This window comes from Blastococcus sp. SYSU DS0541 (genome assembly GCF_054050875.1).
In genome coordinates this window covers 46818-73123 of the sequence record NZ_JBJHAD010000011.1, presented here as the reverse complement: position 1 = coordinate 73123, position 26306 = coordinate 46818, and the positions used below count along the sequence as shown (strand labels likewise).

Genomic DNA, 26306 nt, shown 5'->3' with positions numbered 1-26306 from the left:
TCCTACCCCCGGCCTAGCCTGCGGGTGTGTCGGTGGTCGGGTTCGCGGTCGGGGTGACGGTTGGGCCGGTGTCCGACGCGCCCTCGCCCTGGGAGATCGAGGACCCGGAGCCGCGGCGGTTCGACGAGCCGCTGTCGGCGTGGCTGCCCGCCCGCCGGTCGGCGGGCGAGGTCGCGGAGCTGCTGGGGCAGATCGTGGCGGCGGAGGCGCGGCTGGCGGCGCTGCGGGTGGAGCTGGTGATGGACCTCGCCGCCGCCCGCCCGGCCCCGGTCGATCCGCTGCCCGGCGGGGAGCGGGCCGGAACCGTGGGGCCGGCGGGGGTGAGTGAGTTCGTGCCCGATGAGCTGGCGGCGGTGCACAACGGCAGCCGGGCGGCGGCGGTGACCCTGCTGGAGCACGCCGAGGTGCTCACCGCCCGGCTGCCGGCCACCTTCGCCCGGCTGCGGCTGCGGCTGGGGCTGCTGGACTGGCCCCGTGCCCGGGCGATCGCCGCGGAGGTCGCCGCCACCGGGGCCGACACCGATCCGGCGGTGATCGCCGCGGCGGAGGCCGCGGTGCTGCCCGGCGCCACCGGGCTGGGGCTGGGCCGGCTGCGCGAAGCCATGCGGGCGGAGCTGGTGGCCCGCGACGCCGCCGCGGCCGACCGGCGCCGGGAAGCGCGCCGGCGCGGCGCGGATGTGTCGGTGCGGCCGGTCGGGGACGGGATGAGCGAGCTGCGCGCCCTGCTCCCGCATCCCGAGGCCCGGGCCTGCCGGGCGGCGGTGGACGGCCACGCCCGGGCGGCGAAGGCGGCCGGGGATGAGCGGCCGATCGGCATGCTGCGCGCCGGCGCCCTGGCCGATCTGCTGCTGCGCCCCTGGCAGGACGCCCCGGCGGTGACCGCGCAGCTGACCGTGATCGCCCCGCTGGGCGCGCTCACCCCGGCCGGTTTCCTGGCCGCCGGGAACCCGCTACCGGCCGCCTTCACCGCAGCCGGCACCCAGGCCGGGGTTCCTGCGCCGATCGGGGAGGTCGACGGGGAGCCGATCACCGCCGCCCACCTGCGCGAACTGCTCGCCCAGCTGGACGCCTGCGCCCTGCAGGCACCCCCGGGTGGCGGCCTGGACATCGCCATCACCGACGACACCGGAAAGCTGCGGGCCGTCACCGGCCTCGGCGAGCTGGCCCGGCTCGCCCGCAACGGCTGCCCCCAGCACCCCGACGCCGCCTGCGGCTGCCCGCTGCTGGGCCCGCCGCCGGCGGTGGCCCGCTACCGCCCGACCGCGGCCCAGCAGCGGTTCCTGCGGGTCCGCGACCGCACCTGCCGCCACCCCGGCTGCACCGTGCCCGCCGGCCGGGCCGACCTGGACCACGTTCTGGCCCACGCAGACGGCGGCCAGACCGCCTGCGAGAACTTGTGCTGCCTGTGCCGCCGCCACCACCGGCTCAAGACCTTCGCCCCCGGCTGGACCCACACCCTGCACGACGACGGCGTGCTCACCGTCACCACCCCCAGCGGCGTCACCCGCACCACCCGACCACCCGGCTACCGCGTCCCCACCCAGCCACCCGGGGCCACCACCGGACCCCGGACGAGGAGCTCGAGCCGGACGACGACCCGCCACCCTTCTGACCCGACCGGTCAGGCGGGGAGCACCTCGGTGAGCCAGGCGGCGGCGGCCGCGCCGACGAGGTCCGGGTTCTTCTTCAGCGCGTGGTCGCCCGGCACCGCGTAGACCGACGCGTTGGCCCGGCCGGAGAGCACGGCGGCGACCTCGGCCGGCGTCCCGAAGGCGTCGGTCTCGCCCTGCACCGCGACCACGGGCAGCGACACCCCGGTGAGCTCCGCCGCCCGGCTCTTCTCCGGCCGCCCCGGCGGGTGCAGCGGGAACGCCAGCGTCAGCACCCCGTCCGCGCCGACCTGCGCCGCGGTGCGGCAGGCCACCCGTGCCCCGGCGCTGCGCCCTCCGACGACGAGGGGACCGGCCAGGTGCCCGGCGCCCGCCAGGTGGGCCACGACCGCCCGCCAGCCCTCGTCCAGGCGGGCCGGCGCGGGGGCGATCCTCCTGCCCGCGACCCGCCACGGCTGCTCGACGAGCAGCACGCGCCACCCGCCCTCGGCCGCGTCGCGGGCCACCGCCTGCAGGTCCGCCGACTCCACCCCACCACCGGCGCCGTGCCCCAGCAGCAGCGTCCCGCGGGAACCCCCGTCGGAGAGGTGGGCGCGGGCCGGACCGTGCGGCGTCCCGATGTCGAGCGCGGTCACCGCGGCGGGAGCGCCAGCAGGCCGTCGACCGCGCCGGCGAGGTCGCGGCCGGTCACGTCGGGCTCGCCGTACACCGCCGGGAACACCCGCTCGCTCCGCGGGAACCACGCCCCGGTGAGGCCGGCCCGCCGCGCGCCCAGCACGTCCCAGCCGTGCGCGGCCACGAGCGCCATCCGCTCCGGGGCCACGTCGCAGACGCCGGCCGCCCACAGGTACACCTCGCGGGCCGGCTTCCAGGCGCGGATCGTCTCGCTCGTCATGCTGCGCTCCACCAGCGGCGTGATCCCGCCCCGCTCCAGGGCCGCCTCAGCGACGCCGGGCGAGCCGTGCGACAGGGTGACCACCCGGATCCCGGCCTCGGTGAGCCGGCGCAGCGCGGGCTCGACGTCGGGGTGCGGGGACAGCTCGCCGAAGGCATCGGCCACGCCCGCGCGCTGGTCGGCCGACAGCCCGGTCTCCTGCGCCAGCGCGGCGTCGAAGGCGTCCCGGAACCGGCACCACGAGCCGACGGCGGCCGCTGCGAAGCCGGTGAGCAGCGTGCGGGCGAAGACGGTGCCCAGGAGCGACCCCGCCTCCCCGAGCTCGACCAGGGCGGCGCGGACCGGCGCGAGGTCCAGCAGCGTCTCGTTGACGTCGAAGGCGACCACGTCGGGCCGGGAACGGGTCACGGGCGGCGTCATGCTGCCGGGCGCCCGGGGTCCTCGCCGGCCAGATCCCGGCCGTCCGAGCCGGTCCGGGCCTGGCGGTGGTGGCGGACGTCCATGGCGCGCTTCCAGACCAGCCACCCGATCCCCAGCGCGGCGGCTGCGTAGATCAGGTAGTCGAAGTACTCGAGGTACTCGTAGACCACGTCACCGAGGGCCACGCCCAGGCCGATGAGCACGCTGTTCCAGATGAGGCTGCCCGCGGCGGAGTAGAGGACGAACTGGCCGAGCGGCATCCGGACCACCCCCGCGGGCACGGAGATGAAGCTGCGCACGATCGGCACCATCCGGCCGAAGAAGACGGCCGCGCGCCCGTGCCGCTCGAACCACTCGAAGGTGCGGTCGACGTCTGCGGTCTCGACCAGCGGCAGCCGGTCGAGGAAGGCATGCGAACGGCGGGGCCCCAGCGCCTTCCCGATGTAGTAGAAGAAGACCGCGCCCACGATCGACCCGAGGGTGGCGAACAGCACGACCGGGACGAGGGCCATATCGCCGCCGCGGATGAGCACCCCGGCCAGGCCGAGCACCACCTCGCTGGGGATCGGCGGGACCACGGTCTCCAGCAGGATGGCCAGACCCACGCCCACCGGGCCGAGGGCCTCCACGAGTTCGAGCAGGAATCCGGTGATGCCGCCCTCGTCGGAGGATGCAGCGGCGAGCGACGACATGGGTTCCACGGTAGAGGCGACGGGTTCCGCCGCCGCGCCCCCCGGCCGGGGCGCGGCTAGGTTCGGGGACCATGCGGCAGCGTTTCACCGCCCGGGCCCTCGTCGTCGGCGACCGAGCGGGGACGGTGATCCGGGACGGCGTGCTCGACGCCGTGGACGGTTCGATCACCTGGGCCGGCCCCGCGGCGGAGGCGCCGCCGCCCGGCGACGCGGAGGTGGTCGCGCTGCCCGGCGTCCTCACCCCGGGCCTGGTCAACGCGCACTCGCACGCCGCGATGGTGCTGTTCCGGGGGCAGGGCGAGGGGCTGCCGCTCGACCGCTGGCTGCAGGAGGTCATGTGGCCGCGCGAGGCCCGCCTCACGCCCGAGGACGTCGAGGTCGCCATGACCGCGGCGTCGGCGGAGATGCTGGGCAACGGCATCACCACCAGCGTCGAGATGTACTTCCACCCCGAGCGGATCGCCGCCGCCGTCACCACGACCGGCGCCCGGGCGGTGATCGCCACGCCGCTGCTGCCCCTGCCCGGCATGCCACCCGTGGCCGAGCAGCTCGACGCCGCCGTCGCCCTGGCGCGGAGCGCTCCTGTGGACGGGACGGTCGAGTACGGCATCGGGCCGCACGCGGCCTACACCGTCCCGCTGCCGGTGCTCGCCGACGCCGCGCGGGCCGCCCGCGAGCACGACCTGCTGCTGCACCTGCACGTCGCCGAGACCGCGGCCGAGGGCGCCGACCTGCTCGCGGCGCACGGCCTGTCGGTGCCGGCCCTGCTCGCCTCCTACGACGTCCTGGGCGGGCGGGTGCTCGCCGCGCACTGCGTGCACCTGGACGACGGCGACCTGGACCTGTGGCGGGAGTTCGACGTCGCCGTCGCCCACTGCCCGGCCAGCAACGCCAAGCTCGCCAGCGGGGTCGCGCCTGTGCGCCCGATGCTCGACCTGGGCCTCCGCGTGGGCCTGGGCACCGACGGCCCGGCGTCCAACGACTCGCTCGACCTCTTCGCCGACCTGCGGCTGGCCGCCGGGATGGCGCGGCTGCGCGAGCGGTCGGCGACCGCGCTGACCGCCGGGGAGGCGTTCTGGCTGGCCACCGGCGGCGCCGCCGCTGCGCTGGGACGCCCGGACCTGGGGCAGCTCTCCGCCGGGCGACGGGCCGACCTGGTGCACGTCGACACCCGCGACCTGGTGTTCGAGCCGGTCGGCGACCCCGCGGACGTGCTGGCCCACCTGGTGTGGTCCGGCGCCGGGCGGCACGTGCGCGACGTCTGGGTGGGCGGTCGCCCCGTCGTGCGGAACGGCGCCCCCACGACGGTCGACGTCGAGGCCCTGCGCACCGACGTCGCCGAGCGGGCCGCCCGGCTCGCCGCGCGCTGAGCTCAGCGGCCGCGGAGCCCGCAGGCGTCGTCGTTCCACGCGGACCCCTGTTCAACCAGGTGGTTGACCACGCGTGCGCCACGGTCTACGGTCTTCTTCAACCGAGAGGTTGAAGAAGGGGAGTGCTGTGGTGGCGGATCCGCTCTCCCGGGTGTTCTCGGCGCTGGCCGACCCCACCCGACGGGACATCGTGGCGCGGCTCGCGGTCGGCGACGCCACGGTCAACGAGCTCGCCGCGCCCTACGACGTGACCGTCCAGGCCGTCTCCAAGCACCTCAAGGTGCTGGAGGACGCCGGCCTGGTGAGCCGGAGCCGGGAGGCCCAGCGCCGTCCGGTGCACCTCGAGGCAGAGGTCTTCGACCTCATGACGACGTGGATCGAGCGCTACCGGCGCCAGGCCGAGGAGCGCTACCGCCGGTTGGACGACGTCCTGCGCGCGATGCCGGACTCGACCGCCACCCCATCCCAGGAAGGAACCCCGTCATGACCAGCACCGCCCACCGCGGGACCGAGATCGTCCTCGACCCGCAGGTCCCGCTCGTCCGCATCACCCGCGAGTTCGACGCCCCGCCCGAGAAGGTGTTCCGGGCGCACGTCGACCCCGAGCTGTTCGCCCGGTGGACCGGGCCACGGGGCATGCAGGTGCGGATCGACCGGTACGACTGCCGCACCGGCGGCTCCTACCGCTACGTCATGGCGCAGGACGGGCAGGACTACGCGTTCAACGGGGTCTTCCACGAGGTGCGCCCGGGCGAGCTCATCGTCCAGACCTTCGCCTTCGAGGGCATGCCGGACGACGTCGCCCTGGAGCGGCTCGTCTTCGAGGACCTCGGCGACGGGCGCACCCGGCTCACCTCGACCTCGCTGGTCGACTCGTTCGAGGGCCGCGACGCCTTCGTCGCCAGCGGGATGGAGGTCGGCGTGAGCGAGGGCTACGAGAAGCTGGACGAGTTGCTCGCCCGCTGACGGTCGAGCCACCAGCGGCGCACCCCGACCGCCGAGCCCAGGACGGTCCGGGCCGGCCGGCTGCCCAGCGGCTCCGGTTCGCGGCGATCGCGGCCTTCCACGCGCCGTCGTCGTAGGTCGGGTACGCGTGCGTCGAGCCGGTCAGGTCGCCGGCCGTCAGCCCCTTCCGGACGGCGAGGGTCAGCTCGCCGAGCGTCTCGCCGGCCCGGGGCCCGACGACCGTGGCGCCGACGACCCGCTGCTTCCCGTCGAGGAACAGGGTGGTGAAGCCCTCGGTCGCCCGTCGGTGCGGGCCCGGTCGATGTCGTGGTGCGGCATCCGCCGCGTCGTCCACCCCCGGGCGGCGGCCTCCGCGGGGGCGGCGCCGACCGGCGACGATCCCCGCCGTGCCGCCTCCGACGACGAGCAGGTCCCAGGTGTCGCCGCTCAAGCGCGCAGGCTGATCGTCTCGCCCCGGTGGGCCGGCCGGACCGTACCGGGCAAGCGCCGGCGGGCGACCTCGGCCACGAAGTCGCCCAGCGGCGAGGCGAACACCGCGTAGTCGTCGTAGTGCACCGGCACGGTGACCGGCGGCTTCAGCAGCTCCACCAGGTCCGCGCCCTGCCGGCCGTCCATCGTCACCGTCAGCCCCAGCACCTTCGTGCCGCCCAGGTGCGGGATGACGACGTCGAGCGGGCCGCAGCGCTCCAGCACCTCGCCCAGGAACGGCCGGAAGAGGGTGTCGCCGCTGATGTAGCCGCGCCAGCTCACCGCGCCGTCGCGCACCAGCTCCAGCACGCTGCCCATGACCTGGGGGAGCGCCCGGGCCAGCGGTCCCGGGCCGTGCACGCCCGGCACCGAGGTCACCCGCAGCTCCTCGCCCTCGCGAGCGAAGGTGTGCGTCTGCCACGGTCGTAGGTCGGCGGTGCCGGTGAAGCCGCGGTCGGCCAGGCACTTCGAGGCCTCCGGCGTCGTGACGACCGGCGTCTCCTTCGCCAGCGTCCGCGTGGCGATCCGGTCCCAGTGGTCGCCGTGCATGTGGGAGAGCAGGATGCCGTCCAGCTCGGGCAGCTGGGCCGGGAGCAGGGCCGGGTCGGTCAGCCGCTTGCTGCGCAGCCCGTAGCCCAGGTGTGCCCGCTGGCCGCGGTGCAGGAAGTTCGGGTCGGTGAGCAGCGTGAAACCCCCGACGCGCAGCAGCATCGTCGCGTTGCCGCCGAAGGTCATGGTCACGTCGTCCGCAGCGCCGTCCATGCGCGGCGCTTACCCCGGGCACTCCGCGTCACGCCTGCCCGCGCGCTGGTAGACAGGCGGCGTGCCAGGAACCCGCACGATCGACGAGACCTTCCTCGCGCTGCCGCTGTCCGCGCTGACCGACGCCGCGCTGACCCGCGCGGTCGACCTCGGCTGCTCGCACGCCGACCTGCGGGTGGAGCGCATCCGCACCCAGACGATCAGCCTGCGCGACGCCCGGCCCGAGGCCTTCACCGACGGTGAGGACCTGGGGCTGGCCGTCCGGGTCGTCTTCGAGGGCACCTGGGGGTTCGCGGCCGGCGTCGTCCTCACCGCGGCCGAGGCGGTGCGCCTGGCCGAGGAGGCCGTCGCCGTGGCCCGGGTGGCCGCCGCCCTCAACTCCGACCGCGTGGAGCTGGCCCCGGAGCCCGTGTACCGCGACGCCGAGTACGTCTCCGCCTACGACGTCGACCCGTTCACCGTGCCGGACGCCGAGAAGACGGCGCTGCTCACCGGGCTGTCCGAGCAGCTGCTGGCCGCCGACGGCGTCGAGCACGTGCAGGCCACCTGCATGCTGGTCAAGGAGCAGAAGTACTACGCCGACACCGCGGGCACCCGCACCCGGCAGCAGCGGGTGCGCGTCAACCCCGACCTCACGGCGCTCGCCGTCGACCGCGCCACCGGGTCGTTCGAGAGCATGCGCACCCTCGCCCCGCCGGCCGGCCGCGGGTGGGAGTACCTCACCGGCACCGGCTGGGACTGGCAGGCGGAGCTCGCGGAGCTCCCCGAGCTGCTGCGCGAGAAGACCAAGGCGCCCTCGGTGCAGGCGGGTCGGTACGACCTCGTCGTCGACCCGTCCAACCTGTGGCTGACCATCCACGAGTCGATCGGGCACGCCACCGAGCTGGACCGGGCGCTGGGCTACGAGGCGGCCTACGCGGGCACCTCCTTCGCCACCCCTGACCAGCTGGGCAGCCTCCGGTACGGCTCACCGCTGATGGACGTCACCGGCGACCGCACCGCCCTGCACGGGCTCTCGACCGTGGGCTGGGACGACGAGGGCGTCGCCGGCCAGCAGTGGGACATCGTGAAGGACGGCGTCCTCGTGGGCTACCAGGTGGATCGGAACATGGCCCGGCTGCAGGGCATGGAGCGGTCCAACGGCTGCGCCTACGCCGACTCGCCCGGCCACGTCCCGGTGCAGCGCATGGCCAACGTGTCCCTGCAGCCGGCCCCCGACGGGCCGAGCACCCAGGAGATCATCGGCGGCGTCGAGCGCGGCATCTACGTCGTCGGCGACAAGAGCTGGTCGATCGACATGCAGCGCTACAACTTCCAGTTCACCGGCCAGCGGTTCTACCGGATCGACAGCGGCCGGCTGGCCGGGCAGGTGCGCGACGTCGCCTACCAGGCGACGACGACGGACTTCTGGGGCTCGATGCGGGTCGTCGGCGGCCCGCAGACCTACGTCCTGGGCGGCGCGTTCAACTGCGGCAAGGCGCAGCCCGGCCAGACCGCGGCGGTCAGCCACGGCTGCCCCACCGCCCTGTTCGAGGGCGTCACCATCCTCAACACCGTCGAGGAGGCCGGGCGATGACCCCGACCCCGCAGCAGATCGTCGAGCGGGCGCTGGCCGCCTCCACCGCCGATGGGCAGATCACGTTCGTCGTCGAGGGGTCCGAGGCGAACCTGCGCTGGGCCGCCAACAGCCTGACCACCAACGGTGCCATGCGCTCGCGCCAGGTCGTCGTCATCTCCTTCGTCGACGGCGGCGCCGGCATGGCCGCGGGCACCGTGAGCCGCTCGGGGACGCCGGACGTCGCGGGTCTCGTGGCCGCCAGTGAGCAGGCCGCACGCGACGCGGGCCCGGCCGAGGACGCGATGCCGCTGATCGCCGACACCCCGCCGGGGACCGGCGACTGGGACGCCGAGCCCGCGGAGACCTCGATCGAGGTGTTCTCGGAGTTCGCCCCGGCGCTCGGCCAGGCCTTCGGCGAGGCCCGCGACCGCGGCGAGCTCCTCTTCGGCTTCGCCGAGCACTCGATGCGTTCCACGTACCTCGGCAGCTCCACGGGGCTGCGCCTCCGCCACGACCAGCCCACGGGCCGGGTGGAGGTCAACGGCAAGACGCCGGACTTCGGCCGCTCGGTGTGGGCGGGCACCGGCACCCGCGACTTCACCGACGTCTCGGTGCCCGACCTCGCCGCGGACGTGCGGCAGAAGCTGGCCTGGTCGCAGCGGCGCGTGGACCTGCCGGCGGGCCGGTACGAGACGCTGCTGCCGCCCTCGGCCGTCGCCGACCTGATGATCTACCTCTACTGGACGATGGAGGCGCGGGACGCCGACGAGGGCCGCAACGTCTTCGCCCGGACCGGTGGCGGCACCCGCATCGGCGAGCGGCTCGCGACGCTGCCGCTGACGTTGCGCAGCGATCCGCACGCCCCGGGCCTGGAGGCCACCCCGTTCCAGGTGGTGGGGGGCTCCTCCGGCGCCGCCTCGGTCTTCGACAACGGGATGGCGACGCCGGCGGTCGACTGGATCTCCGAGGGGGTCCTGAGCAACCTGGTCCGGCCGCGGTCGTGGGCGCTGAAGACCACCGCGCCGGCCACCGCCGCCGTCGACAACCTGATCCTCGAGGACCGCACCGCCACGGCGACCCAGGCGGAGATGGTGGCCGCGACCGACCGGGGCCTGCTGCTGACGACCCTCTGGTACATCCGCGAGGTGGACCCGCAGACCCTGCTGCTCACCGGGCTCACCCGCGACGGGGTCTTCCTGGTGGAGGACGGCGAGGTGACCGGCGCGGTGAACAACTTCCGGTTCAACGAGTCACCGGTCGACCTGCTCGGCCGGGCCGTGCAGGCGGGCCGCACCGAGCGGACGCTGCCGCGGGAGTGGAACGACTGGTTCACCCGTACCGCGATGCCGGCGCTGCGGGTGCCGGACTTCAACATGAGCAGCGTCAGCCCCGCCAGCTGAGGGCGCCCGGGCGGGTCGGGGCCGTTCCGTCACAGTTCCGCCAAGTCGATCTCGCGCAGGCTGGCGGAAACTGACGGCGACGATTCGTGTGCGTCGAACTACTCTCGGTTGCGGTACATGAGCGAGCGGAAGGCTTTACCCCAGAGCGGGTCCTGCCGAAACCTCTCGTAGCTCGAACACCGGGTACCGCACGCGAGCCCCGCTCCCACGGGGCTGTCGAGGGGAGGACTCCGTGACCAGGAGTCGCAAGCCGTCCGTCTTCCAGGTGGGCAAGGTCCGCGACGACGGGCACACCGTCGTCATCTCCGGCTGGGGCCTGGGCCTCTGCGCCGCCGCCTGCACCTGCCACCGCCACCCGTCGGCCGGCCACCTCGCGATCGCCGAGGACCAGGCCGGCGGCTCCATCGGCCTCGTCAGCTTCCGCGACGGCGGCTGCGACTGCTGCGAGCCGTGGACCTCCGAGGAGCTCTCGGGCATCCTGCGCGACTTCCGGGCCCTCGACGTCCTCGAGGTGCAGGAGCCCCTCGCCGGCTGATTGAAGGGCCCCCGTGCCCCCCGCCACTCGCACGCTCGTGGCGGGACCCTGCACGGCGGCCGTTCCACAGCGTCACCTGCGGGGTAGTGCGGGCCCATGTTGGGACGCGCTGCCCTGCGGGGCGCTCTCGCCGGCCTGGTCGGTGTCGCCGTGATGACGCTCGGCGAGAAGGCCGAGCAGGCGGTGACGCACCGGCCGGACAGCTACGTGCCGGCCCGCACGTCGACGGCGCTCACGACCGGACGGCGGCTGCCGGGCTCGGCCCGCCCGCCGGTCCGCAACCACCTCATGCACTGGGGGACCGGGGCCGCCGTCGGCGCGCTCCGCGGCATCTGGGCCGCGAGCGGACTGCGCGGCGTCCGCGCATCGGTCTGGCACGCCTCCATCCGGTTGGCCACCGACCAGACGCTGGAGAACGCCACCGGCGTCGGCGCCCCGCCCTGGACCTGGTCCCGCCGCGACCAGCTCGTCGACGTCGCCCACAAGACCGTGTACTCCCTCGTCACCGGGGCCGTCGCCGACCGACTGATCCCCCTTGCGCCCGACCGCCTCCCCGACGGCACCGCGGCCGGTCCCCGCCGCCGCTGACGACCCCGTGGCGGTGGGCGCCTCCCGTGACGGGTGTGACGCCTGGGGCTAAGCCGCGGTCGCCCACCCGCGCGCCCCCGACTACTTCTCGAGACGACCTCCCTACGGTCCGTGCTGACGCGCATGGTTGCGGCCCCTTCCCCGGGCCGGGCGCAGCTGATCGGAGGCCAGGGTGCACGCGCAGCGCACGACCACCCGACGCCGCTCGCGTGCCGTCCTGGCGGTCGGCGCCGCGGTGCTGGCGGCGGCGACGGCGGTTCTCCCCGCGACGGCGGCCCACGCCGAGCCCGGCTCGGTGGCCGAGGCGGCGTCGCTGATGGCGGAGGCCGCCCAGCAGCTCACCGTGATCGAGGCCCAGGTGCACGAGGCGGAGGAGATCGTCGCCGGCCAGCAGCAGGCAGCCGCCGCGGCCGCCGACCAGGCGCAGGCCGCCCGCGAGGCGCTCGCCGTCCACGAGCCGCAGATCCGCGCCATCGTGCAGAGCAGCTTCACCAGCACGACCCAGTCGCGCGTCGCCGCCTTCCTCACCAGCGACTCGGCCGACGAGCTCGTCCAGCAGATGACGACGCTGGACATGATCGCCACGCACACCAACGAGGTCATCGCGCAGGTCGCCGCGGCCCGCACCGCCGCGGAGCAGGCGCAGGCCGCCGCGGATGCCGCCACCGCGACCGCGCAGGCGGGGCTGGCCGAGCTGCAGGCCCAGCAGGCCGAGGTCGAGCGGCGGGCCGCCGAGTACCAGTCGGACTACGACCGGCTCTCGGCCGCCGAGCAGGAGCGCGTCTCCACCATCGTGGCCGGCCCGAGGCTGTCGACGCCGACGGTCGCGGAGCTGCCGGTCGCGGCGGGCAGCGCGGCCGCGACCGCGATCCAGGTGGCGCTGTCGAAGGTCGGCTCCCCCTACCGCTCCGGCGCCACCGGCCCCAGCGCCTTCGACTGCTCCGGCCTCACCTCCTACGCCTACGCCGCCGCCGGCATCGCGCTCCCGCGCACCAGCAGTGGCCAGTCCACGATCGGTCCGCAGCTCTCGCGCGGCGAGCTCCAGCCCGGCGACCTGGTCTTCTACTACTCGCCGATCAGCCACGTCGCCCTCTACATCGGCAACGGGATGATCGTGCACGCCCGCACCTACGGCACCCCGCTGTCGGTCACCTCGGTCGACCAGGGCGGCTTCCGGTTCGGCGTCCGCCCCACCGGCTGACCCGTCCGCCGGCCACCCGGGGCCCCGTCCGCACGCCCCCGTTCCGCGGGCCGTCCCCGCCCGACGTACGTTGCGGGGGAGCAGTGACCGGCGCGAGAGGGGCACCAGGTGAGCGGCGAGGTTCCGGAGCGGGTCCGCGGCATCTACGACGAGGTGCTGCGGCGCAATCCGGGTGAGACGGAGTTCCACCAGGCCGTCCGCGAGGTCCTGGAGTCCCTCGCCGTCGTCCTCGACCGGCACGGCGAGTACACCGAGATGAAGACAGTCGAGCGGATCTGCGAGCCGGAGCGGCAGATCATCTTCCGGGTGCCGTGGCAGGACGACCGCGGCGAGGTCTGGATCAACCGTGGCTTCCGGGTGGAGTTCAACTCCGCGCTGGGCCCCTACAAGGGCGGGCTGCGCTTCCACCCGTCGGTGAACCTGGGCATCGTCAAGTTCCTCGGGTTCGAGCAGATCTTCAAGAACGCGCTCACCGGCATGCCCATCGGCGGCGGCAAGGGCGGCTCCGACTTCGACCCGAAGGGTCGCTCGGACGCCGAGATCATGCGGTTCTGCCAGTCGTTCATGACCGAGCTCTACCGGCACCTGGGCGAGTACACGGACGTGCCCGCCGGCGACATCGGCGTCGGCGCCCGCGAGATCGGCTACCTGTTCGGCCAGTACAAGCGGATCACCAACCGGTACGAGTCCGGCGTCCTCACCGGCAAGGGCCTGGGCTGGGGCGGCGCGCTGGTCCGCACGGAGGCCACCGGCTACGGCGCGGCCTTCTTCGCCGAGGCGATGATGACGGCGCGCGGCCAGACCTTCGACGGCGCGCGGGTCGTGGTCAGCGGCTCGGGCAACGTCGCCGTCTACGGCATCGAGAAGGTGCACCAGCTCGGCGGCACCGTCGTCGCCTGCTCGGACTCCAGCGGCTACGTCGTCGACGAGAAGGGCATCGACCTCGACCTGCTCAAGCAGGTCAAGGAGGTCGAGCGGGGCCGGATCTCCGACTACGCCGAGCGCCGCGACTCGGCGAGCTTCGTGCCCGACGGCAGCATCTGGGACGTCCCCTGCGAGGTGGCGATCCCCAGCGCCACGCAGAACGAGCTCGACGGCGACGCCGCCGAGGTGCTCGCCCGCAACGGCTGCCGCTACGTGGTGGAGGGGGCGAACATGCCCGCCACCCCGTCGGCGGTGAAGGTCCTCCGTGAGGCGGGCATCGCCTTCGCACCCGGCAAGGCCGCCAACGCCGGCGGCGTGGCCACCTCCGCGCTCGAGATGCAGCAGAACGCCTCGCGCGACCGCTGGACCTTCGAGCACAGCGAGGCCCGGCTGGCCGAGATCATGCGCGACATCCACACCCGCTGCCACGAGACCGCCGAGGAGTACGGCTCGCCGGGCGACCTGGTGCTCGGGGCGAACGTCGCGGGCTTCCTGCAGGTGGCCGAGGCGGTGCACGCGCACGGCCTCATCTAGAAGGACCCCCTCGCCCCCCGCCGCTCGCAGGCTCGCGGCGGGCCCCTGCGAGGGGGCCGTTCCAGCCCCTACAGTTCTGCGCGGACGATCTCGGCGGCGAGCGCGAGGGAGCGCATCTTGCCCGCCGCGGACTCCCGGGACAGGTACTTCAGCCCGCAGTCGCTGGTGAGCACGAGCCGGTCGACGTCGACGTCCTCCAGCGCGCGCCGCACCCGGCCGGCCACCGTCTCCGGCGTCTCCACCTCCTCGGTGGAGAGGTCGAGGACGCCGAGCGCGATGCCCTTGCCCCGGAGCGGGCGCAGCGTGGCCGGGTCGAGGTGGGACTGCGCGGTCTCCACCGCCACCGTGTCCACCGGGGTGTCGGCCAGCTCCGGCAGGAACGAGTAGCCCTCGGGCCGCTCGGACACCATCGCCGCGTAGCCGAAGCACAGGTGCAGGTGGACCGGCCCCGGGGCGCCCTCCACCGCGCGGGTCACCGCCTCAGCGCCGTACTGGCGGGCCACCTCGGACCGGGCCTGCAGCCACGGTTCGTCGATCTGCACGATGTCGGCGCCGGCGGCGAACAGGTCGGCGATCTCCGCCCGGACGACGTCGGCGTACGCCAGCGCCAGCGCGCGGCCGTCGCCGTAGTGCTCGTCCTGCGCCTGCTGCGCCATGGTGAACGGGCCGGGGACCGTGATCTTGACGGTCCGGTCCGTGTGCGTCCGCAGGAACCGGACGTCGTCGGCCTGGATCGGGCCCGGGCGGCCGATGTCACCGACCACCCGCGGCACCGGGATCGGCTTGCCCGAGCGGTTGAGGATGCTGCCCGGGTGGTCGACGTCGACGCCGCTGAGCGCGGTCGCGAAGTGGTTGGAGTAGGACTCCCGCCGGATCTCGCCGTCGGTGAGGATGTCCAGCCCCGCCTGCTCCTGCGAGCGGATCGCGAGGAGGGTCGCGTCGTCCTGCGCCCCGGCGAGCAGCTCCGGCGGGATGCGCCACAGCTCCGCGGCGCGCACCCGGGGCGGGAACTGGTGGGCGAGGCGGTCGCGGTCGATGAGCCAGTCCGGCTGGGGGAGGCTGCCGACGATCGAGGTGGGCAGCGGGGGCAGGGGTGCGGCGGACATGTGGCTGAGTCTGCCGGGGCCGAGGTCGGTGCGCGTGGTGCGCACCTGTGCTGTGCTGTGGGCGTGGCGGACAACTACATCGCGGAACTGCCCTTCGGGGCCCCGAGGATCGACGACGAGGCCTTCGTGGCCCCGACCGCCGTGGTGGTGGGGGCGGTCACCATGGGCCCACGCGCGAGCATCTGGTACGGCGCCGTGGCCCGGGCCGACCAGGAGACCATCGAGATCGGGGCCGGCTCCAACGTCCAGGACGGCTGCACGCTGCACTCCGACCCCGGCTTCCCGCTGGTGGTCGGCCGCGACGTGACGGTCGGGCACCGTGTCGTGCTGCACGGCGCCCGGATCGACGACGAGGTCCTGGTCGGCATGGGCAGCGTCGTGATGAACGGGGCGCACATCGGCACCGGCTCGATCGTCGCCGCCGGGGCCGTGGTCACCCAGGGCAAGCAGTTCCCCCCGCGCTCGGTGATCGCCGGCGTCCCGGCGAAGGTGGTGCGCGAGGCCACCGACGACGACCTGCTGCACATCCGCGGCAACGCGGCCGCCTACTCCGAGCGGCTGCCGGAGGCGCGCAAGGTGCGGCCCGTCGTGCGCCGGCCCCTGCCGCCGGCCGGCATGGTGCCCGGGGACGCGCTCTCCTAGGCGGCGGTCAGCCACTCCCGCAGGCCGGCCAGCAGGCGGTCGATGTCGTCGGTGTCGCTGTAGGGGGCCAGGCCCACCCGGAGGCCGCCGGTGTCGCCGAGCCCGAGCCACCGGCTGGCCTCGATCGCGTAGAAGGAGCCCGCCGGGGCGTTCACGCCCCGCGCGGCGAGGAAGCGGTAGGCCTCGGCTGCGTCCCTGCCCTCGAAGGTCAGCAGCAGCGTCGGCGTGCGGTGCGCCGCCCGGCACCACAGCCGCACCCCGGGCAGCTCGGCCACGCCCGCCTCCAGCCGCTCGCGCAGCCGGTCCTCGTGCTCCTCGACCGCGGTCATCGCCGCGACGAGCCGCTCCCGGCGGGTGCCGCCGTCCCCGAGGGCGGCGAGGAAGTCCACCGCCGCGGTGGTGCCGGCCAGCAGCTCGTAGGGCAGCGTGCCGAGCTCGTAGCGCTCGGGGACGGCGTCCGAGCTCGGCAGCAGCTTGGCCGGGTGCAGCGTCGTCAGCAGCGCAGGGTCCGCGGCGAGCACGCCGCAGTGCGGGCCGAGGAACTTGTACGGCGAGCAGAGGAAGACGTCGGCGCCGAGCGCGGGGACGTCGACCGGCGCGTGGGCGGTGAGGTGCACGCCGTCGACGACGAGCAGGGCGCCAGCCGCGTGCACCCGCGCGGCGATCTCCTCGATCGGCGGCCGGGTGCCGATCAGGTTGGAGGCACCGGTCACCGCGACCAGCCGCGTGCGGTCGCCGAGCACGGCGGCGACGTCGTCGGCGGTCAGCTCGCCGGTGGCCGGGTCGAACGCCGCCCACCGCACCGTCGCGCCCACGGCCTCGGCCGCCACCACCCAGGGCCGGATGTTGGCGTCGTGGTCGAGCCGGGTGACCACCACCTCGTCGCCGGGGCCCCAGCCGGCGGCGAGCGTGCGGGCCAGGTCGAACGTGAGCGCGGTGGCGCTGCGGCCGAAGACGACGCCGCCGGGGTCGACCCCGAGCAGGTCGGCCATCGCCGAGCGCGCGCCGTGCACCGTCTCGTCGGCGAGCCGCTCGGCGGCGGTCACCGAGCCGCGGTTGCTGATCGGCGCGGTCAGCGTCGCGGCCACCGCCCGGCCCACCGCCTCGGGCACCTGGGTGCCGCCGGGGCCGTCGAAGTGCGCGGTGCCGCTCGCCAGCGACGGGAAGCAGGCGCGGAGCGCGGCGACGTCGAAGCCCATGGTCACCGACGCTAGCCGCCGCCCGTCAGGCGTCCCCCGCCAGGGCGGCGACGGCGGTCCGCGCCTCCTCGACGGGGAGCGCCAGCGTCGCGTCGCCGACCGCGAGCTCGACGCGCACGACGCCGGGGTCGCCGGTGACCGCGGCCTGCGGCCAGGTCCACAGGCCCTGCTCGGCGGCGAGCCGGCGGGCGGCCGCCGTGAACGCCTCCGGGGTGGTGCGCAGCAGCAGGTGCAGCATCGGCGTCTGCGGCGGATCGGGGACGACGGTGACACCGGGGAGGTCGCGCACGGAGTCGGCCACCTCGCGGGCGCGGGCCAGGTAGGCGGGCATCAGCGGCAGCCGCCGGCGCAGGCAGGCCAGCGCCGAGGCCGCGCCCGGCCAGAGCCCGAAGAGCGTGCCGCCGAGCCGGCGCCGCCACTCGCGCACCTCGGCCACCACGTCGGCCGGGCCGGCCAGGCAGCAGCCGGCCAGCGCGCCGATGCCCTTGTAGAAGCTGACGTAGACGGTGTCGAACAGCCCGGCGATCTCGGCCGGCGTGCGGTCGTACCCGGCCGAGGCCTCCCACAGCCGGGCGCCGTCGAGGTGGGCGGCGGCGCCGCGCTCCTGCGCCCAGGCCGCCTGCGCGACCAGGTCGTCCCACGGTGGCAGCGGTCCGCCGAGGTCGCGCTGCGGCAGCTCCACCAGCAGCGCGGCAGGGTGCTCGGCGACGGCGTCGAGGTCAGCCCGCAACAGCAGGCGGTACCGGTCGCCCGCCGGGCGCAGGACCATGCCGTGCAGCCGCTCGAACGCCTGCTCCTCGTGCCGGATCAGGTGGCTCTCGGGGTGGCAGACGACGGTGCGCCGGCCGCGCCGCTCGGCGTGCACCCGCAGCGCCGCCTGCTGGGCCATGACGCCGCTGGGCAGGTACACCGCCGCGGGCAACCCGAGCAGCTCCGCCACCTCGGCCTCGAGCTCGCTGACCACTCCGCCCTCGCCGTACCGGTCGGGGGCGGTGCCGGGCGGGACCGTGGCCAGCAGGTCGGCCGGGCGCCAGTCGCCGTGCCCCGTCAGCGCGCGGGTGCAGGCATCGCGCAGGGCGAGGAGGTCGTCGTCCACCCGGTCAGTCTCGCCCGCCGGGCGGGGGGTGGAAGGGGCGGCCCGCGGCCAGCCGCTCCACGCAGGCCGCGACCCGCTTCGCCCGACCGGCGGGGGTGGCGGCGGTGTGCACCCGCCACAGGACGGCGTAGCGGTTCTGCCCGTCCAGGGCATCGAAGGCGGCCCGCGCGCCGGGCTCGGCGTCCAGAGCGGCGGCGAGGTCGTCGGGCACCGTGATGGTGGCCGCGCCCGGGTAGGCGCGCTCCCACCGGCCGTCGGCCCGCGCCGCCTCCACCGCAGCCAGTCCGGCCGGGCGCATCCGTCCCTCGGCGATCAGCCGCTCCACGGTGGCGACGTTCTTCTGCGACCAGACGCTCCGCGGGCGGCGCGGGGTGAGCCGCAGCAGGTGGTAGGAGTCGTCCAGCCGGAGCCCGCGCCCGTCGATCCAGCCGAAGCAGAGCGCCGACTCGACGACCTCGGCGGAGGTGAGGGAGCGGATGCCCGAGCCCTTGCGCGCGATCTGCACGTACAGCCCCGGGGCGGTGGCGTGCTCGGCCTCCAGCCAGGCCTCGAAGGCGGGCTGGTCGGGGAACGGCAGCATCGGCAGGTCCGTCGGCGTCGGCACGCCGCCATCCTGGCCCCCGGGTGCGACAGCCGGGCGCCGTCAGCCCGCGAGCAGCTCGCGCAGCAGCGCGTCGACCGCCGCCGTCTCGACCAGGAAGCCGTCGTGCCCGTAGGGCGAGCCGATGAGCCGCAGCGGCACGCCGAGCGCGTCGGCCACCCGCTGCTGCTGCTCCGGTGGGTACAGCCGGTCGCTGTCCACGCCGGCGACCAGGGCGCGGGCGGTCACGCCGGCCAGCGCCACCTCCACGCCGCCGCGGCCCCGGCCGACGTCCCAGCTGTTCATGGCCTCGGTGAGCACCACGTAGCTCCCGGCGTCGAACCGGCGGGTCAGCTTGGCCCCGTGGTGCTGCAGGTAGGAGGCGACGGCGAAGCGGCCGTCCTTCTGCAGGCGCGCGCCGAAACGCGCCTCGAGCTCCGCGGCGCTGCGGTAGGTGAGGTGGGCGATCCGGCGGGCGACGTCGAGGCCGTCCGCCGGCGGGTCCCCCGGCGGGTAGTCCCCGCCGCGCCAGCGGGGGTCGGCGCGCACGGCCGCCTGCTGGGTGGTCTGCGTGCCGATCTGGTCGGCCGAGGCGACGGCGGTGGAGGCGAGGAAGAACAGCCCCGCCACCCGCCCGGGGAACCGGACCGCCCACTCCAGTGCCCGCATGCCGCCCATGGAGCCGCCGGCGACGGCGGCGAAGCGCTGGACGCCCAGCGCGTCGGCGAGCGCCGCCTCGGCCCGGACCTGGTCGCCGACCGTGATCTCCGGGAAGCGCGAGCCCCACGCTCGCCCGTCCGGCGCGGGTGACGACGGCCCGGTCGTCCCCTGGCAGCCGCCCAGGACGTTCGCGCAGACGACGAAGAACCGGTCGGTGTCCAGCGCGGCGCCCGGGCCCACGACGCCGCCCCACCAGCCGGGCGTCGGGTGCCCCGGCCCGCGGTCGCCCACCACGTGGCTGTCACCGGTCAGCGCGTGCTCGACCAGCACGGCGTTGCCGCCGTCCGGGGCGAGCGTCCCCCAGGTCTCGTAGGCGATCCGCACGCCGGGCAGGTTGCCGCCGCGCTCCAGCTCGAACGGGGCGGGCAGGTCGAGGAAGCGCCGGCCGCCCGCCGGATCCCCCTCGGCCCACCCGCCCACGTCAGGCGGACTTGGCGGCGCGGAAGCCGGCCTCGAGGTCGGCGAGGATGTCCTCGATCCCCTCCAGGCCCACGGCGAGGCGCACCAGGCCCGGCGTGACGCCGGTGGTCAGCTGCTCCTCGGGGGTGAGCTGGGAGTGCGTCGTCGAGGCCGGGTGGATCACCAGGCTGCGCACGTCGCCGATGTTGGCGACGTGGCTGTGCAGTTCCAGGGCCTCCACGAACCGCTTGCCGGCCTCCACGCCGCCGTGCAGCTCGAAGGTCAGGACGGCGCCGGCGCCCTTCGGCGCGTACTTCTGCTGCGCGGCGTGCCACGGCGAGGACGGCAGCCCCGGGTAGTTCACCCGCTCGACGGCGTCGTGGGCCTCGAGGAACTCGGCCACCCGCTGCGCGTTCTGCACGTGCCGCTCCATGCGCAGGGAGAGCGTCTCGATGCCCTGCACCACCAGGAAGGCGTTGAACGGCGAGACCGCGGGCCCCAGGTCGCGCAGCAGCTGCACCCGGGCCTTCAGCGCGAACGCCGGTGCGCCGAGGTCGGCGTAGACGACGCCGTGGTACGTGGGGTCGGCGGTGGTGAACATCGGGTGCCGGCCGCCGGTCCAGTCGAACGACCCGCCGTCGACGATGAGCCCGGCGATGACGGTGCCGTGGCCGCCGAGGTACTTGGTGGCCGAGTGGACGACGACGTCGGCGCCGAACTCCAGCGGCCGGACCAGGTAGGGCGTCGCGATGGTGTTGTCGACGATGAGCGGGACGCCGTTGCGGTGGGCGACGCCGGCGACGGTCTCGATGTCGAGGATGTCGCCCTTCGGGTTGCCGATCGACTCGGCGAAGAAGGCCCGGGTGTTCTCCTGCACGAGGGACTGCCAGTTCTCCGGGTCGTCGGGGTCCTCGACGAAGGAGACGGTGATGCCCATCTTCGGCAGCGAGTGGTGCAGCAGGTTGTACGTGCCGCCGTACAGGGACGCCGACGCGACGAGGTGGTCTCCGGCCTCGGCGAGGTTGAGGATGGCGAGGGTCTCCGCGGCCTGGCCGGAGGCGACGGCGAGCGCGGCGACGCCGCCCTCCAGCGACGCGACGCGCTGCTCCAGCGCATCCTGCGTCGGGTTCATGATCCGCGTGTAGATGTTGCCCATCTCGGCCAGCGCGAAGAGGTCCGCCGCGTGCTGGGTGTCGCGGAACTGGTAGGCGGTGGTCGCGTAGATCGGCAGCGCGCGGGCGCCGGTCGTGGGGTCGGGGCTCGTGCCGGCGTGGATCTGCCGGGTCTCGAAGCTCCAGCTCTGCGGGTCGGTCATGCGCCGTCTCCTTCGCTCGCGGGAGATCCCGCGGCGCACGGGAGCTCCGTCCTTGCCGGGGGCGGGGCGCCGACCGGCCGGCTCTTCCCCTGGAGCACCTCAGACGGAGTTGAGGTTGCCGGGCAGCCAGCCAGGTGCTTCGCGCTGCCTCTCAGGAGCCGACGTGATCCTAGGACGCTCCGCCGGGCGACGCACACCCGCCCGGACTCGGGCAGCGATGTCCCACGTGAAACAGCGGCCCACGGTCCTAGGAGCCGGGCGCGGTCTCCTCGCCCGTGCCGCCGGTCGGCGCGGGGGCGGGCGTCTCCGGCGCCGTGGTGGTCGTGCCCGGCGCGGTGGTGGTGGGCGCGGAGGGCGAGGTGGTCGGCTCGGGCTGCTGCGTCGTCGTCACCGGCTCCTCGGTCGGCGGCGTCTCCTCCGTCTGCGTGGGCTCCGTCGTGCCCGCCGGGTCGGTCGGCTCGGTGACCGCCGTCTCCCCGGTCGCGGGCGCGCCCTGCGCAGGGGGCTTGACGTTCAGCCAGAGGGCGAAGACCGCCACGAAGAGGATGGCGAGCACGACGGTGGAGGTGCGGGCGCGGCCCAGGTGCCGGGGGATCGACGCCCACCAGCCGTGCCGCGGCGCCGGCGACGGCGAGTCGGCGGGCGAGCCCGGCGCGGCGGCGGGGGCGGTGCTCACGGTGGGCTCCTCGGAGGCGCGGGCGGCCGGGTCGCGGCGCTCGTCGGGTGTCTTCACCGGACCCCCTCCTGGACGGCCGTCGCGCCGTCCTGCGCCAGGGGCGCCGTCGTGGGCGGCGGCACCTGCATGCCCTGGCTGCGGAACGCCTGGACGATGCGGGCGCGCAGGTCCCGGCCCACCTCGAACTGCTTGCCGGGCAGCGTGCGGGCGACCACCCGCACGTTCACCTCGTCCAACCCGAGGGTCTCGACGCCCATCACGGTGGGCGGGTCGAGCAGCAGCGGCCGCATGGCCGGGTCGCGGAACGCCTCCCGGCCCACCCCGCGCAGGACCTCGTTGGCCCGGTTGACGTCGACGGTGGTCGGCAGGGGGACGTCGACGACGGCGCGCGCCCAGTCGCGGGACAGGTTGATGACCTTGACGATCTGGCCGTTGGGGATGGTCACGACCTCGCCGTCGGGCGAGCGCATCCGGGTGACCCGCAGCGTGACGTCCTCGACCGTGCCGTTCGCCGGGTCGCCCCCGCCGACCACCTGGATCGAGACGACGTCCCCGAACCCGTACTGGCGCTCGGTGATGATGAAGAACCCGGCCAGCACGTCACCGACGATGCGCTGCGCGCCGAAGCCCAGACCGACGCCGAGCACGGTCGCCGGCGCGACGAGGCCGGTCACCGGGATGCCGAGGCGGTCGAGGATGAAGAAGACCGAGATCGAGTAGATGAGCACGACCAGGGCCCAGGTGAGCACCTGGGTCAGCGAGTGGCGGTGCTTGGCGGCCTCCGACCGGACGAGCGCGTCGCCGCCGGTGGAGTTCCGGTCGATCCGGTCGGTGATCTTGTCGCCGACCCAGCCGACGAAGCGGGCGAGCAGCACCGACCCGAGCACGATCAGCACGACCTCGAGACCGCGCCCGGCCAGCCAGTCCAGCACGTCTCTCAACGCGTCCACGTGGCGGCACTCCGTTCGTCGGGGGAAGCGACCCTCCCACCATGCTCACCGCCGGACGGCGATGCCAACCCGACCCGCCGCGGCGCGCGTCCGGAACGGCCGGGCACGCCGCTGACCTGCGGCGCAGCGGTTGCGGAGAGATGACTCACGCCGGGCTCACCGCGGCTCGACGAACAGCGACTGGCTGGACCGGCCGACCGCGCCGTCGGCGTCGAACAGGACGGCGAAGCACTGCGCCGCCCCGGCGCCGCCGTGCACGGTCGTGGCGTCCATCCCCAGCCACTCACCCCGCGGCGGCCGGTGCAGGGCCACGGTGAGGTCGACGTTGGCGAACGTCGCCCGGGTCCAGTCGAGGGTCGCCGAGATGCCGCTCGCGGCGTCGGTCATCACGAGCAGGTGCTGCAGCGGCGTCATCGGCTCCCCGGCCACGAGGGCGCACTCCGGCCGGGTCCACGCCGTCGCCGGCCCCGGCCCGTTGAAGGTGCCGGCGGCGAACCGCCAGGCGAGCGCCCGGTGGTAGGCCACCTCGCTGCTGAAGAACGCCGCACGCTCGGCGCGGCTCCCCTCCGGCCCGGCCGGTGCCGGGTGCGGCTGCTCGGTCTCCGCCGCGGCGTCGTCCCGGCAGCGCATCCGCCAGGCCGACAGCCGCATGAGCGCCGCGCCCCCGGCGTCGAGGACCGCCTCCACCAGCTCGATCCGCCGGCCGGGGCGGACGACCGACGTGCGCACCCGCACCGGGCCGACGGGCACGGGCGCCAGGATGTCGTAGGCCAGGCGGACGGTCTGCCCGCCCTCGATCGCGCTGACCTCCTCGGCGGCGCGCAGGAGCAGCGCCGCCGGCGGCCCGGCGTGCTGGAACCCCGTGTCCCAGGGGCCGATCGTGAGGGCGGTGGCGGCGAAGCCGTCCCCGTCGGGCAGGTAGAGGGCCTCCGGAACGTCCACGGGGCCGAGTCTTCCGCCGCCGGTCCTGCCCGCCGCCGCCGGGTCCCGGCATCCGTACGGTGGTGCCACGGCTGCGAGGCGTCACCGCGCGCCCGCCGGGCGTGCCGACCCGGCCGATCCGGTATCGGAAACCGTTGTCCCGCCGGATCGGCGTCCGTACGTTCCGTGGCGACGGGGTGACCGTCGGCGCGAGGGGGCAGCATGGTGCGAGCGCACGAATGGGACGGCAGTCGGCGTCTTGCGCGCCCGCCCGGTGGGCGGCGGCCCTGGTGGGTCTCGCACCCGGCCCCGGAGCCGGCCGCGCTGCGCCTTGCGTGGGAGAGCGCGGGTGGGCGCGCCCGGGTGGTGGTCGACGGTGACGTCGACCTGGTCACCGCTCCGCACCTGGAGGCGTTCGTCGCCGGGCACCCGCTGGTGGGCTGCACCGTCCTCGAGCTCGACCTCGGCGGGGTGCCCTCGATCGGCTCGGCCGGCCTCTCGGTGCTCACCGGCGTCCGCCGCTGGTGCCAGCAGCGCGGTATCGACCTGCTGCTGTGCGACGTGCAGCCCTCGGTGTGGCGGGTGTTCGAGGTGACCGGCCTGGACGCCGTCTTCGTCGCGGCCGGCCCCGCGACCTGCCCGCCCGCTCAGGACCTCGCGCTGTTCTGATCCGGTAGGTGTCTCCGTCGGCCATGCCCGCTACCGTGCGCGCGTGCCCCGCACCGTCCGGCCCGGCCTCGGGTACGCCTTCACCCTCGGTGCGGCCGCCCTCTTCGCCGTCAACGGCACCGTCTCGACGCTCGCGCTCCAGGCCGGCGTCCCGCCGACCCGGCTGACGGCGCTGCGCTGCACCGGCGCCGCGATCGTGCTGCTCGCGGTGCTCGCGCTCATCGCTCCGGGCCGGCTGCGGGTGCGGCCCCGCGAGCTGCCGCTGCTCGCCGTCTTCGGGGTGGTCGGCGTGGCGCTGACCCAGTTCCTCTACTACGTGGCCATCGGGCGGCTGCCGGTCGGCATCGCGCTCGTCTTCGAGATGACCGCGCCGGTGTTCATCGCCCTCTACGTCTGGCTGGTCCGCCGCGAACGGGTGCGCAGCCGGCTGTGGGCGGCGCTGCTGCTGTCGCTGTCCGGCCTGGTGCTCGTGGCGCAGGTCTGGCAGGGCGGCGGCTCGCTGGACGCGCTCGGCGTGGCGGCGGCGTTCGGTGCGGCGCTCTGCCTGGCCACCTACTACCTGGTCGGCGAGCGCGGCACGGTGAGCCGAGATCCGGTCACCCTCACCTGCTGGAGCTTCGTGGCGGCCGCGGTGTTCTGGGCCGTCGCCGCCCCGTGGTGGCAGTTCGACGCCGGGGTGCTCGCCGAGCCGGTGCCGGTCTCGCTGGGCGGCCTGCAGCTGCCGCTCTGGCTGCTCGTCGGGTGGATCGTCGTGCTGGGCGCGGCGGTGCCGTTCTGGCTGTCGATCGCGGCGCTTCCGCACCTGGCGCCCACCACCGCCGGGCTCGTCGCGACGGTGGAGCCGGTCTTCGCCTCCGTCGTCGCGTGGTTGTGGGTCGAGCAGGTGCTCACCGGCTGGCAGGTCGCCGGCGGCATCGTCGTGCTCACCGGCATCGCGCTGGCCCAGACCGCGCGCACCGGGCGGACGCCGTCCGCGCCCCCGGTGCCGGAGACCCCGGCCCCGCTGTCGACGTGACGCGGGACCGGGGCCTCGGAGGGGTGGCGCCGCTCAGGGGGTGACGTCCTCCGCCTCGGCGAGCCAGCCGGCGAGCTCCTCCATGTACTCCGCCTGCGCGGCGTGGTCCATGCCGATGTACTTCCACGGGTGCACCTGGCCGGCCTGCGCGGCGGGCAGCAGCGTGTAGGTCGGCTGCGTGGCCATCTCCTCCGGCGTCATGGCGCCGCGCAGCGAGTACAGCAGGACGTCGCTGGGGTACCGGCCCACGTCCTCCCAGCCGGCGGTCTCCCAGAAGTAGCCCTCGCCGCCCGGGTCGACGAACTGGACGCCGAGGTCGGCGTACATGCGCAGCGACGGGTCGTCGGGGGCCTTGGCCATGTAGAAGCCCTCGGCGGCGTAGGCGGCGACGGGCAGCACGGTGATGCCGCCGGCCGCGGCCTCGGTGAGCGCGTCGGAGGCCGCCTCGAACTCCTCGCGGGCCTGCGTGACCTCCGTGCCCTCCATGTCGGCGCCGAGCGCCTCGGCGAGCTCGGCGGTGCGGTCGATGACGTCGGCGGCCGAGCCCGTCCAGGCGATCGCGATGATCGGCGCGATCCGGGCGACCTGCTCCTGCTGCTCCAGGCTCTCGAAGCCGTAGAGCGGCTGGGTCTCGTCGATCGTGCCCTCGGAGTCGGTCGGGTAGACGCTGGTGACGATGACGTCCGGCTCCGCCGCGGCCAGCTGCTCGAGGTCGATCTGGCCGTAGCTCTCGCCGACGATCTCGACGTCGGAGAGGTCCTCGCCCTCGAAGGCCACGTCGTCGGCGGTGGAGGTCTGGCCGAAGGTGGCCACCGGCTCCACGCCGTAGTTCCACAGCGAGGAGACGACGTCGTTGAGGCCCGCCACGCGCTCGGGGGTGGCGTCGAGCTCGACGGTGGTGCCCCGGTCGTCGGTGAACTGCCAGCCGCCCTCGGCGGCCGGCACCGCGTCATCGGTGGCGGCGTCGGCCCCGCAGCCGCTGACGCCGACGGTGACGCCCAGGGCCAGCAGGCCGCCCATCAGGCGGCGTGAGGTGCGGTGCAACGGAACTCCCTCGGCTGAGGGGATGCGTGGTCATCCCCGGACGCGAGGAAG

The 26306-nt window shown here is 75.1% G+C and carries 28 protein-coding genes and 1 riboswitch; of the genes, 13 read left to right on the top strand and 15 right to left on the bottom strand.

The genetic code is table 11. The features are described 5' to 3' along the window. Window positions 1-68: 68 nt before the first annotated feature. A complete protein-coding gene (locus ACI794_RS13335) occupies window positions 69-1715 on the top strand; it encodes an HNH endonuclease signature motif containing protein (RefSeq protein ID WP_456616605.1) in 1647 nt (548 codons plus the stop codon). Here the strand turns inward: ACI794_RS13335 and ACI794_RS13330 are convergent. The 3 genes from ACI794_RS13330 to ACI794_RS13320 are packed head-to-tail and all read right to left on the bottom strand — an operon-like array spanning window position 1622 to window position 3617. Further along, the gene (locus ACI794_RS13330) at window positions 1622-2245 is read right to left on the bottom strand and encodes an alpha/beta hydrolase family protein (RefSeq protein ID WP_456602264.1); all 624 of its coding nucleotides are present in this window, start codon (window positions 2243-2245) and stop codon (window positions 1622-1624) included. The genes ACI794_RS13335 and ACI794_RS13330 overlap by 94 nt on opposite strands. Next, window positions 2242-2913: an HAD-IA family hydrolase gene (locus tag ACI794_RS13325; RefSeq protein ID WP_456616604.1), complete on the bottom strand. Its 672-nt coding sequence runs from the start codon at window positions 2911-2913 to the stop codon at window positions 2242-2244. Before ACI794_RS13325 ends, ACI794_RS13330 begins: the two co-directional genes overlap by 4 nt. An 8-nt stretch (window positions 2914-2921) precedes the next feature. Then, on the bottom strand, window positions 2922-3617 hold the full coding sequence (locus tag ACI794_RS13320) for a DedA family protein (protein WP_456616603.1): 696 nt from the start codon (window positions 3615-3617) through the stop codon (window positions 2922-2924). A 71-nt stretch (window positions 3618-3688) separates the two neighbouring features. On the opposite strand from ACI794_RS13320, the gene ACI794_RS13315 reads away from it, so the two are divergent. The 3 genes from ACI794_RS13315 to ACI794_RS13305 all read left to right on the top strand — a co-directional run bounded on the left by ACI794_RS13315 (window position 3689) and on the right by ACI794_RS13305 (window position 5953). Then, window positions 3689-4987: an amidohydrolase family protein gene (locus ACI794_RS13315; RefSeq protein ID WP_456616602.1), complete on the top strand. Its 1299-nt coding sequence runs from the start codon at window positions 3689-3691 to the stop codon at window positions 4985-4987. Window positions 4988-5117: 130 nt separating this feature from the next. Beyond that, window positions 5118-5474: an ArsR/SmtB family transcription factor gene (locus ACI794_RS13310; protein ID WP_456616601.1), complete on the top strand. Its 357-nt coding sequence runs from the start codon at window positions 5118-5120 to the stop codon at window positions 5472-5474. Continuing rightward, window positions 5471-5953, top strand: coding sequence for an SRPBCC family protein (locus ACI794_RS13305; protein ID WP_456616600.1), 483 nt, complete (start codon window positions 5471-5473; stop codon window positions 5951-5953). Before ACI794_RS13310 ends, ACI794_RS13305 begins: the two co-directional genes overlap by 4 nt. On the opposite strand, the gene ACI794_RS13300 is transcribed toward ACI794_RS13305, so the two are convergent. Both ACI794_RS13300 and ACI794_RS13295 read right to left on the bottom strand, forming a co-directional pair. Continuing rightward, window positions 5838-6287: a hypothetical protein gene (locus ACI794_RS13300; protein ID WP_456616634.1), complete on the bottom strand. Its 450-nt coding sequence runs from the start codon at window positions 6285-6287 to the stop codon at window positions 5838-5840. The genes ACI794_RS13305 and ACI794_RS13300 overlap by 116 nt on opposite strands. A 92-nt stretch (window positions 6288-6379) precedes the next feature. Further along, window positions 6380-7183 carry an MBL fold metallo-hydrolase gene (locus tag ACI794_RS13295; protein WP_456580340.1) on the bottom strand — a complete coding sequence of 268 codons (804 nt, stop codon included), beginning with the start codon at window positions 7181-7183 and terminating at the stop codon, window positions 6380-6382. A 61-nt stretch (window positions 7184-7244) separates the two neighbouring features. Between ACI794_RS13295 and ACI794_RS13290 the strand changes: the two genes are divergently transcribed. The 6 genes from ACI794_RS13290 (at window position 7245) to gdhA (ending at window position 13923) form a co-directional block, all read left to right on the top strand. Further along, a complete protein-coding gene (locus tag ACI794_RS13290; RefSeq protein WP_456616599.1) occupies window positions 7245-8759 on the top strand; it encodes a TldD/PmbA family protein in 1515 nt (504 codons plus the stop codon). Further along, the gene (locus tag ACI794_RS13285) at window positions 8756-10141 is read left to right on the top strand and encodes a metallopeptidase TldD-related protein (protein WP_456616598.1); all 1386 of its coding nucleotides are present in this window, start codon (window positions 8756-8758) and stop codon (window positions 10139-10141) included. Before ACI794_RS13290 ends, ACI794_RS13285 begins: the two co-directional genes overlap by 4 nt. Window positions 10142-10373: 232 nt before the next feature. Continuing rightward, window positions 10374-10676 (top strand): hypothetical protein, encoded by a 303-nt coding sequence (locus ACI794_RS13280; RefSeq protein ID WP_456580343.1) that lies wholly within the window; start codon window positions 10374-10376, stop codon window positions 10674-10676. A gap of 96 nt (window positions 10677-10772) precedes the next feature. Then, complete coding sequence (locus tag ACI794_RS13275) at window positions 10773-11264, top strand: hypothetical protein (protein ID WP_456616597.1); 492 nt, start codon at window positions 10773-10775, stop codon at window positions 11262-11264. A 172-nt stretch (window positions 11265-11436) separates the two neighbouring features. Next, on the top strand, window positions 11437-12465 hold the full coding sequence (locus ACI794_RS13270; protein WP_456616596.1) for a C40 family peptidase: 1029 nt from the start codon (window positions 11437-11439) through the stop codon (window positions 12463-12465). Window positions 12466-12573: 108 nt separating this feature from the next. Then, window positions 12574-13923, top strand: a complete 1350-nt coding sequence (gdhA, locus tag ACI794_RS13265; RefSeq protein WP_456616595.1) for an NADP-specific glutamate dehydrogenase — start codon at window positions 12574-12576, stop codon at window positions 13921-13923. 68 nt (window positions 13924-13991) lie between these two features. Here the strand turns inward: gdhA and ACI794_RS13260 are convergent, their stop codons facing one another. Beyond that, window positions 13992-15029 (bottom strand): 5-methyltetrahydropteroyltriglutamate--homocysteine methyltransferase, encoded by a 1038-nt coding sequence (locus ACI794_RS13260; protein WP_456616594.1) that lies wholly within the window; start codon window positions 15027-15029, stop codon window positions 13992-13994. Between the two features lie 63 nt (window positions 15030-15092). Here ACI794_RS13260 and ACI794_RS13255 point away from each other — a divergent pair, with 63 nt between their 5' ends. Beyond that, window positions 15093-15671 (top strand): gamma carbonic anhydrase family protein, encoded by a 579-nt coding sequence (locus ACI794_RS13255; protein WP_456602276.1) that lies wholly within the window; start codon window positions 15093-15095, stop codon window positions 15669-15671. On the opposite strand, the gene ACI794_RS13250 is transcribed toward ACI794_RS13255, so the two are convergent. The 8 genes from ACI794_RS13250 to ACI794_RS13215 form a co-directional block, all read right to left on the bottom strand. Then, window positions 15668-16870 carry a cysteine desulfurase-like protein gene (locus ACI794_RS13250; protein ID WP_456616593.1) on the bottom strand — a complete coding sequence of 401 codons (1203 nt, stop codon included), beginning with the start codon at window positions 16868-16870 and terminating at the stop codon, window positions 15668-15670. The genes ACI794_RS13255 and ACI794_RS13250 overlap by 4 nt on opposite strands. Before the next feature lie 25 nt (window positions 16871-16895). After that, the gene (locus ACI794_RS13245) at window positions 16896-17966 is read right to left on the bottom strand and encodes a threonine aldolase family protein (protein ID WP_456616592.1); all 1071 of its coding nucleotides are present in this window, start codon (window positions 17964-17966) and stop codon (window positions 16896-16898) included. Window positions 17967-17970: 4 nt separating this feature from the next. Then, a complete protein-coding gene (locus ACI794_RS13240; protein ID WP_456616591.1) occupies window positions 17971-18570 on the bottom strand; it encodes a YdeI/OmpD-associated family protein in 600 nt (199 codons plus the stop codon). A gap of 39 nt (window positions 18571-18609) precedes the next feature. Continuing rightward, window positions 18610-19686 (bottom strand): homoserine O-acetyltransferase MetX, encoded by a 1077-nt coding sequence (gene metX, locus ACI794_RS13235; protein WP_456616590.1) that lies wholly within the window; start codon window positions 19684-19686, stop codon window positions 18610-18612. 1 nt (window position 19687) lies between these two features. Continuing rightward, window positions 19688-20980, bottom strand: a complete 1293-nt coding sequence (locus ACI794_RS13230) for a bifunctional o-acetylhomoserine/o-acetylserine sulfhydrylase (protein WP_456602281.1) — start codon at window positions 20978-20980, stop codon at window positions 19688-19690. 43 nt (window positions 20981-21023) lie between these two features. Beyond that, a riboswitch (SAM riboswitch) is annotated at window positions 21024-21139 on the bottom strand. A gap of 88 nt (window positions 21140-21227) precedes the next feature. Beyond that, the gene (locus ACI794_RS13225) at window positions 21228-21713 is read right to left on the bottom strand and encodes a hypothetical protein (RefSeq protein ID WP_456602282.1); all 486 of its coding nucleotides are present in this window, start codon (window positions 21711-21713) and stop codon (window positions 21228-21230) included. After that, on the bottom strand, window positions 21710-22606 hold the full coding sequence (locus ACI794_RS13220; protein WP_456602283.1) for a mechanosensitive ion channel family protein: 897 nt from the start codon (window positions 22604-22606) through the stop codon (window positions 21710-21712). The genes ACI794_RS13225 and ACI794_RS13220 overlap by 4 nt, the downstream gene beginning before the upstream one ends. Window positions 22607-22762: 156 nt before the next feature. Further along, on the bottom strand, window positions 22763-23548 hold the full coding sequence (locus tag ACI794_RS13215; protein WP_456616589.1) for a thioesterase family protein: 786 nt from the start codon (window positions 23546-23548) through the stop codon (window positions 22763-22765). Window positions 23549-23749: 201 nt separating this feature from the next. Here ACI794_RS13215 and ACI794_RS13210 point away from each other — a divergent pair, with 201 nt between their 5' ends. Both ACI794_RS13210 and ACI794_RS13205 read left to right on the top strand, forming a co-directional pair. Next, complete coding sequence (locus tag ACI794_RS13210; protein WP_456616588.1) at window positions 23750-24196, top strand: STAS domain-containing protein; 447 nt, start codon at window positions 23750-23752, stop codon at window positions 24194-24196. Between the two features lie 43 nt (window positions 24197-24239). After that, window positions 24240-25211, top strand: coding sequence for an EamA family transporter (locus ACI794_RS13205; protein WP_456616587.1), 972 nt, complete (start codon window positions 24240-24242; stop codon window positions 25209-25211). A gap of 33 nt (window positions 25212-25244) precedes the next feature. Here the strand turns inward: ACI794_RS13205 and ACI794_RS13200 are convergent, their stop codons facing one another. Further along, a complete protein-coding gene (locus tag ACI794_RS13200) occupies window positions 25245-26255 on the bottom strand; it encodes an ABC transporter substrate-binding protein (protein ID WP_456616586.1) in 1011 nt (336 codons plus the stop codon). Between the last annotated feature and the right edge of the window lie 51 nt (window positions 26256-26306).

Excerpts from the sequence above, each read along its gene's own strand:
- ACI794_RS13260 (WP_456616594.1), bottom strand. The coding sequence starts at position 15,029 with ATGTCCGCCGCACCCCTGCCCCCGCTGCCCACCTCGATCGTCGGCAGC.
- ACI794_RS13320 (WP_456616603.1), bottom strand. The coding sequence starts at position 3,617 with ATGTCGTCGCTCGCCGCTGCATCCTCCGACGAGGGCGGCATCACCGGA.
- ACI794_RS13275 (WP_456616597.1), top strand. The coding sequence starts at position 10,773 with ATGTTGGGACGCGCTGCCCTGCGGGGCGCTCTCGCCGGCCTGGTCGGT.
- ACI794_RS13250 (WP_456616593.1), bottom strand. The coding sequence starts at position 16,870 with ATGGGCTTCGACGTCGCCGCGCTCCGCGCCTGCTTCCCGTCGCTGGCG.
- ACI794_RS13210 (WP_456616588.1), top strand. The coding sequence starts at position 23,750 with ATGGTGCGAGCGCACGAATGGGACGGCAGTCGGCGTCTTGCGCGCCCG.
- ACI794_RS13295 (WP_456580340.1), bottom strand. The coding sequence starts at position 7,183 with ATGGACGGCGCTGCGGACGACGTGACCATGACCTTCGGCGGCAACGCG.
- ACI794_RS13305 (WP_456616600.1), top strand. The coding sequence starts at position 5,471 with ATGACCAGCACCGCCCACCGCGGGACCGAGATCGTCCTCGACCCGCAG.
- ACI794_RS13285 (WP_456616598.1), top strand. The coding sequence starts at position 8,756 with ATGACCCCGACCCCGCAGCAGATCGTCGAGCGGGCGCTGGCCGCCTCC.
- ACI794_RS13230 (WP_456602281.1), bottom strand. The coding sequence starts at position 20,980 with ATGACCGACCCGCAGAGCTGGAGCTTCGAGACCCGGCAGATCCACGCC.
- ACI794_RS13315 (WP_456616602.1), top strand. The coding sequence starts at position 3,689 with ATGCGGCAGCGTTTCACCGCCCGGGCCCTCGTCGTCGGCGACCGAGCG.